This window comes from Xanthomonas populi (assembly GCF_002940065.1).
Lineage (GTDB): Bacteria > Pseudomonadota > Gammaproteobacteria > Xanthomonadales > Xanthomonadaceae > Xanthomonas > Xanthomonas populi.
The window spans coordinates 1-6,765 of the sequence record NZ_MDEJ01000172.1; the positions used below are offsets into that span (position 1 = coordinate 1).

Below are 6,765 nucleotides of genomic sequence, written 5' to 3' on the forward strand. Positions count from 1 at the left end.
CTTGCCCAAGCCCTGCGCATCACCGAATGTCAGTTGCATGGATGCCTCCTCAAGGTGAGTGCGTCGTGTCGCGCATCTATGGGGAGTTGTTCAGAGGTTCCCTAAGGATTCTCTGATTAACTCACTAGCGCGAAGTTTAACTTATTGATTTGACTGATCCGCATGGCGGCGATGCATGGGTTAATCAGGCCTTCCCTAAGTCTTGATAGTTACTGTCGCCAAATCGATGCGACGCATCTCAATGTTGCATTGTATTATTGCCATCAAGCAAAACACTAGACGCAACAAGCAATCACGCGCGCCAACCCCGCCCATTCAGCCGGGATTATGTGATCCCCGCCTACCTTGCGCCAACTTTTTGACCCACCGTATTTGGTGGGCACCTCCGGCAGATGTTGTTTCGCCGGACACTTGGCGACGCCTGGCAGGTCGCCTCCTCATGACGCCAAGCCCTTCGCACTGGTGCATCCACTTTGGATGGCCTGCGGATCGGCCCATACGGAGCAAGGACTTCTATGAAACTGGCTTGGATACTTTGGCTGTCGCAATTATTGCCGCAGCCGGCTGCAGATTCGTTGTGTTTGAGTACCACCGTGTACTTGGAAGCGCGTGACCAGACCTTGCGTGGCCAGCAGGCCGTTGCGGAAGTCGCGCTGCGTCGTCTGGATAGCGGTTTGTGGGGCGATTCGATGTGCCAGGTGGTCACCGCGCGCAAGCAGTTCGCGCCAACGATCTTGTCACCGGGAACCCAGCTCAAAAATGACGATGCCTGGAACAAGGCATTGGATGTGGCACTGGCCGCAGAGCGCAACTGGGAGTTACCAGTGGGTCAGCGCAAGGAGATCGTGCCAGGCGCAAGTCACTTTGCTGCAAGCGCGATTGCAAGCCCGAGCTGGCGCAATGCGTATCAGGTTGCCACCATCGGCGACCACACGTTCTATCGCGTGCAGAAGCTGCGTCCACGCACTGCGTCCTGACGCTCTCCACGCACGCACGCGTTGACGCTAAGAGCGGCTAACAAAACTACTGCGCAGCCGCCAGGCGGGCGCGGCCGGTGCTCGGAATCGGCATATACCACCCGTACACTCCGGTTCCTGCGCGCCGTCCGCACCCACCTGACGACTGCTCGCTACGTTTTGTTAGCCGCTCTAAGCTTGCGTCTTCGCTTTTGCGTGGAGTTCTCATGAAGCTGTACACCAAGCCCGGCGCTTGCTCGCTGGCAGATCACATCGTGTTGCGCTGGTCGGGCCTGCCGTTCGAACTGACCGTGGTCGATGCCGCCACGATGAAATCACCCGAGTATCTGCGCCTCAATCCGGCCGGCGCCGTTCCGTTGTTGGTGGTCGACGATTGGGCGTTGAATCAGAACGCGGCCATCCTCAATTACATCGCCGACATCGCACCGCTCACCGGCCTGTCCGGCGACGGCACTGCACGCAGCCGCGCCGAGATCAATCGTTGGATCGCCTTCGCCAATGCCGATGTGCATCCGACGTTCAAGCCGATTTTTGGCAGCACCGCCTACCTACAGGACGATGCGCTGATTGCGCGCAGTCACGACGACGCACGTAGCGAGTTGCGCACCTTGTACGAACGTGCCAACACGCATCTGCAAGACCGTACCTGGCTGGCCAGCGACACCCACACCGGCGCCGATGCGTATCTGTTCGTGACCTTGTTATGGGCACAGAAGGTCGGCGTGGATCTGAGCGGCTTGAGTGCATTGGATGCGTTCGTGCAGCGCATGCTGGCCGATGCCGATGTGCAGGCCGCACTAAAGGCCGAAGGCCTAGCGTAAGCCGATCGCATTGCGCGATATGATCAGTTCAGCGGCAACACATACCGCGTTGATCATCCAACATCGATGTACGTGATGGCGGTTTTATTTCGCGCCACAGTGCAACGCATCACATACGCGACGCAAAAAAAAACGCCGGGCACTGCCCGGCGTTTTCGTTACAACGTCAAGCAAAAACTCAGCCCAGCAGATGCGACACGCCGCTGCGCTCTTCTTCCAGCTCGGCCAGGGTTTTGTGGATGTAGTTCTGGCTGAAATCGTCGATCGGCAGATCCTTGACCAGGGTGTACTCGCCATTGGCGGTGATCACCGGGAAGCCGAAGATCACGCCTTCCGGAATGCCGTAGGAGCCGTCGGACGGCACGCCCATGGTCACCCACTTGCCGTCACTGCCCAGCACCCAATCACGCACGTGATCGATGGCGGCATTGGCGGCCGACGCAGCAGAGGAGAGGCCGCGCGCTTCGATGATCGCCGCGCCGCGCTTGCCCACGGTCGGGATGAAGGTGGACGCGTTCCATTCCTGATCGTTGATCGCATCGCCGATCGAGGCGCCATCGGAGGTGGCGAAACGGTAGTCCGGGTACATGGTAGGGCTGTGGTTGCCCCAGACCACCAACTTCTCGATACCGCCGACCGGCTTGCCAAGCTTTTGCGACAGCTGGCTCAGCGCGCGGTTGTGGTCCAGACGCAGCATGGCGGTGAAGTTCTTCGGGTTCAGATCCGGCGCTGACTTCATCGCAATGTAGGCGTTGGTGTTAGCCGGGTTGCCGACCACCAGCACCTTGACGTCGCGCTTGGCGACCTTGTTCAGGGCAGCACCCTGCGCGGTGAAGATCTTGGCGTTCTCCAGCAGCAGGTCCTTGCGCTCCATGCCCGGGCCGCGCGGACGCGCGCCAACCAGCAGCGCAACGTCGATGTCCTTGAACGCCACTTCGGCGTCGTCGGTGCCCACCACGCCGGCCAGCAGCGGGAATGCGCAGTCTTCCAGCTCCATGATCACGCCCTTGAGCGCGGCCTGGGCCTTTTCATTGGACAGTTCCAGCAATTGCAGGATCACAGGCTGATCCTTGCCCAGCATTTCGCCGGAGGCGATGCGGAACAGCAGGGCATAGCCGATCTGGCCGGCAGCGCCGGTCACGGCAACACGAACAGGTGCTTTCATGGGGAGTTTCCTCTGCTAAAAAACGTGGGTGGGGGTGCACGCTGGCGGGGCGCAAGGCCTGGCGGCGCGCGGGTGACAAGCGAACGGCCGCACTTGGCGGCCGTTCGGGGGTGACATCAGGCGGCGAGGATCTTGTTCCACTCCGCAACGCGGTCGGCCTTGGCGGTCAGCACGGCGTCGGTATCGCCTTCGATCGTCACCTTGTTGATCACATCGCCCTGGGCGACGGCATCGACCACATCCAGGCCCTGGGTGACCTTTCCGAACACGGTGTGCTTGCCGTCCAGCCAGTTGGTGGCTACATGGGTGATGAAAAACTGGCTGCCATTGGTATTCGGGCCGGCATTGGCCATGGACAGCACGCCGCGGTCGTGACCGACGCCGTTGTTGGCTTCATCTTCGAAACGGTAGCCCGGGCCGCCGCGGCCGGAGCCTTCCGGGCAGCCGCCCTGGATCATGAAGTCGGCGATGACGCGGTGGAAGCTCAGGCCGTCGTAGAAACCGCGCTGGACCAGGTTGACGAAATTGGCAACGGTCAGCGGGGCCTTGTCGGCGAACAACTCAACCACGATTGGGCCGCGGGTGGTGTCGAAATGGGCGATCAGGGACATGGAAATCCTTGCAGGTTTCAGGGTGTATGACAGCCCATTAGAATACACCCGAGCGCGCGACCGGCCGTGCAGACATACAACCATTGTCGGGAGGTGCACAGCAAGCTGAATGGGCGCCTTGAACCGTCTGACGGCCGAACGCAACGGCACAGCAACGAAACCGCTATAATATCCGGCTTACCTTCTCAAGACTGGCGCCAGACAGGGGCCCTTTCCGCATGTCCATCGAAAAACTCCGCAATATCGCCATCGTCGCGCACGTCGACCATGGCAAGACCACACTCGTCGACTGCCTGCTGAAGCAGTCCGGCACCCTGTCCGAACGCACCGTGTTGGCTGAGCGCGTGATGGACAGCAACGATCAGGAAAAGGAACGTGGCATCACGATCCTGGCCAAGAACACGGCCATCACCTGGAACGGCAACCGCATCAACATCGTCGACACCCCAGGACACGCCGACTTCGGTGGCGAAGTCGAGCGCGTACTGTCGATGGTGGACTCGGTGCTGATCCTGGTCGACGCGATGGACGGCCCGATGCCGCAGACGCGTTTCGTGACCCAGAAGGCGTTTGCGATGGGCTTCAAACCGATCGTGGTGGTCAACAAGATCGACCGTCCCGGCGCACGCCCGGACTGGGTCATCGACCAGGTGTTCGACCTGTTCGACAAGCTCGGCGCAACCGACGAGCAGCTGGATTTCCCGATCGTCTACACCTCCGCATTGAACGGCTACGCCAGCCTGGACTCGGACGTGCGCGACGGCGACATGACCCCGCTGTACGAAGCGATCATGCAGCACGTGTCGGCACCAGACGTGGATCCGGCCGGCCCGTTCCAGATGCGCATCAGCCAGCTCGATTACAACAACTTCGTCGGCGTGATCGGCATCGGCCGCATCCAGCGCGGCGTGTTGAAGAAGAACATGCCGGTCAGCGTGATCGACCGCGAAGGCAAGAAGCGTCAGGGCAAGGTGTTGCAGGTGTTGGGCTTCCTGGGCCTGGAGCGGATCGAGCAGGACACCGCCGAGGCCGGCGATATCGTGGCCATCTCCGGCGTGTCAGAGCTGACCATTTCCGACACTGTGTGTGCGCTTGACGCTCCGGAAGCGCTGCCGGCGCTGACCGTGGACGAGCCCACCATCTCGATGACCTTCCAGGTCAACAACTCGCCGTTCGCCGGCAACAAGGACCTCTCCGGTGGCAAGTTTCTGACCAGCCGCCAGCTGCGCGACCGTCTGGACCGCGAGAAGGTGCACAACGTGGCGCTGAAGGTCGAGGAAGGTTCCGACGCCGACAAGTTCCTGGTCTCCGGCCGTGGCGAACTGCATCTGTCGGTGCTGATCGAAAACATGCGTCGCGAAGGCTACGAGCTGGCCGTGTCGCGTCCGGAAGTGATCATCAAGGAGATCGACGGCAAACAGATGGAGCCGATCGAACAGCTGGTGGTGGACATCGAAGAACAGCACCAGGGCGGCGTGATGGAAAAGCTGGGCAGCCGTAAGGGGCAGCTGAAGAACATGGAGTCGGACGGCAAGGGCCGTGTGCGTCTGGATTACATGATCCCGGCGCGTGGTCTGATCGGCTTCCAGAACGAATTCCGCACCCTGACCCAGGGCTCGGGCCTGCTGTTCCATGTGTTCGACCATTACGGTCCGAAGGAACAGGGCGCGATCGCCAAGCGCCAGAACGGCGTGATGATTGCCAATGCTGCTGGCGCCACGCCGGCCTATGCGCTGGGGCCGTTGGAAGAGCGCGGCCGTCTGTTCGCTGCCGAAGGCGACAACGTGTACGAAGGTCAGCTGGTCGGTATCCACTCAAAGGACAACGATCTGACCGTCAACGCGATCAAAACCAAGCCGCTGACCAACATGCGCGCCTCGGGCAAGGACGATGCGATCAAGCTGACCCCGGCAATCAAGTACACGCTGGAGCAGGCGCTGGACTTCATCGAGGACGACGAGCTGGTCGAAGTCACCCCGAAGGAAATCCGTCTGCGCAAGAAGGGCTTGACCGAAAGCGACCGAAAGCGCTCCGGCCGTTCGGGCTGAGTTGCTGACTCGCCCACAGTCGTGAGCAACACGCCCTACAGCCCGGATCCGCGCGCGCATCCGGGGCTGCATGTGATCGCCTTGCTCGAGGCGGTCAAGGGCGCGCTTGCGCTGTTGGCGGCGACGGGCCTGGAAATTCTGGGCCCGCTCCCGCTGCAGAACGCGGTCAGCACGCTGATCCGCCGCTTCAGTCTGGATCCCGACCACGGCGCACTGCCGTCGTTGCTCAAGACCATCAGTCCCGACGCTGTCCATCTGGCCGCTGCTGCAATGCTGGCCTACGGCCTGCTGCACGTTGTGGAGGCCTGGGGTTTGTGGCGTGCCAAGGCATGGGCTTCGGCATTGGGCTGTCTGTCGGCGGCCATCTATCTGCCATTCGATATCTACGCCATCGTCCGCCATCCTGGCTGGACCGCCTGGGGCGTGCTGGCGATCAATCTGATCGTGGTCGGCGTGCTTACACGCGATCTGGTCAAGCGCCGGCGTCGCTGACCCAGCTGCCCGTCTGCGGGCATCTCCACACACGTTGTCGCCCCGACCCAGCGCCGTTAGCCTGCGAACAGTCATCGGGGGGAAGACCGCCAATGCGATCCACCACCTTGTCCTTCGCGCTGCTGCTTGCATTGTGCGGCTATGCGCATGCCGATGGCCTGACGCCTGTTGATGCGAACGTATCGACTCACAAGCAATTTGATCTGACCGATGCCGACATCGCCGGCCTGCAAGCCCGCATGACGCGCGGTGATATTAGCAGCCTGGAACTCACGCGCGCGTACCTGCAGCGCATCGCCACGCTCGATCGTGCCGGCCCAACACTCAACTCGTTGATCGAACTCAATCCGCAGGCCCAAGCGGACGCATACGCATTGGACGCTGACCGCCGCGCCGGCCGCGTGTGCGGATCCTTGCATGGCATCCCGGTATTGCTCAAGGACAACATCGATGCGGTACCGATGGTCAGCAGCGCCGGCTCGCTGGCCTTGGCCGAGTTCAAACCCACACGCGATGCGTTTCTGGTGCAACGGCTGCGCGCCGCCGGCGCGGTGATCCTGGGCGAGACCAACGTAAGGGCACCTCGAACAACCAAGTCGTAGCCGTGGTGACACGCACTGGATGATGACCATACCTTCAAAAAATCAGCGA

6 protein-coding genes, 1 other RNA gene and 1 pseudogene are annotated in these 6,765 nt (G+C 61.4%); 6 read left to right on the forward strand and 2 right to left on the reverse strand.

Annotated elements, in window-relative coordinates; genetic code table 11:
* Nucleotides 1-515: 515 nt before the first annotated feature.
* From XpopCFBP1817_RS18590 to XpopCFBP1817_RS18600, 3 genes are all read left to right on the forward strand, one after another.
* Nucleotides 516-977 (forward strand): cell wall hydrolase, encoded by a 462-nt coding sequence (locus XpopCFBP1817_RS18590; protein WP_128418246.1) that lies wholly within the window; start codon nucleotides 516-518, stop codon nucleotides 975-977.
* A 92-nt stretch (nucleotides 978-1,069) separates the two neighbouring features.
* A non-coding RNA gene (locus XpopCFBP1817_RS18595) (sX9 sRNA) lies at nucleotides 1,070-1,145 on the forward strand.
* Nucleotides 1,146-1,183: 38 nt separating this feature from the next.
* Nucleotides 1,184-1,798, forward strand: coding sequence for a glutathione S-transferase family protein (locus XpopCFBP1817_RS18600; protein WP_128418247.1), 615 nt, complete (start codon nucleotides 1,184-1,186; stop codon nucleotides 1,796-1,798).
* A 178-nt stretch (nucleotides 1,799-1,976) separates the two neighbouring features.
* Here the strand turns inward: XpopCFBP1817_RS18600 and XpopCFBP1817_RS18605 are convergent, their stop codons facing one another.
* Nucleotides 1,977-2,963, reverse strand: coding sequence for a malate dehydrogenase (locus XpopCFBP1817_RS18605; RefSeq protein ID WP_128418248.1), 987 nt, complete (start codon nucleotides 2,961-2,963; stop codon nucleotides 1,977-1,979).
* 116 nt (nucleotides 2,964-3,079) lie between these two features.
* A complete protein-coding gene (locus tag XpopCFBP1817_RS18610) occupies nucleotides 3,080-3,574 on the reverse strand; it encodes a peptidylprolyl isomerase (protein WP_128418249.1) in 495 nt (164 codons plus the stop codon).
* Between the two features lie 218 nt (nucleotides 3,575-3,792).
* Here XpopCFBP1817_RS18610 and typA point away from each other — a divergent pair, with 218 nt between their 5' ends.
* The 3 genes and pseudogenes from typA to XpopCFBP1817_RS18625 all read left to right on the forward strand — a co-directional run.
* A complete protein-coding gene (gene typA, locus XpopCFBP1817_RS18615) occupies nucleotides 3,793-5,622 on the forward strand; it encodes a translational GTPase TypA (protein ID WP_128418250.1) in 1,830 nt (609 codons plus the stop codon).
* A 72-nt stretch (nucleotides 5,623-5,694) separates the two neighbouring features.
* The gene (locus XpopCFBP1817_RS18620; RefSeq protein ID WP_208619663.1) at nucleotides 5,695-6,114 is read left to right on the forward strand and encodes a DUF2127 domain-containing protein; all 420 of its coding nucleotides are present in this window, start codon (nucleotides 5,695-5,697) and stop codon (nucleotides 6,112-6,114) included.
* Nucleotides 6,115-6,221: 107 nt separating this feature from the next.
* Nucleotides 6,222-6,689, forward strand: a pseudogene (locus XpopCFBP1817_RS18625) (amidase family protein); the annotation flags it as partial.
* Between the last annotated feature and the right edge of the window lie 76 nt (nucleotides 6,690-6,765).

Bases quoted from the DNA above. Each gene is read 5' to 3' on its own strand.
- XpopCFBP1817_RS18590 (WP_128418246.1), top strand. From the start codon at position 516: ATGAAACTGGCTTGGATACTTTGGCTGTCGCAATTATTGCCGCAGCCG.
- XpopCFBP1817_RS18600 (WP_128418247.1), top strand. From the start codon at position 1,184: ATGAAGCTGTACACCAAGCCCGGCGCTTGCTCGCTGGCAGATCACATC.
- XpopCFBP1817_RS18605 (WP_128418248.1), bottom strand. From the start codon at position 2,963: ATGAAAGCACCTGTTCGTGTTGCCGTGACCGGCGCTGCCGGCCAGATC.
- XpopCFBP1817_RS18610 (WP_128418249.1), bottom strand. From the start codon at position 3,574: ATGTCCCTGATCGCCCATTTCGACACCACCCGCGGCCCAATCGTGGTT.
- typA (WP_128418250.1), top strand. From the start codon at position 3,793: ATGTCCATCGAAAAACTCCGCAATATCGCCATCGTCGCGCACGTCGAC.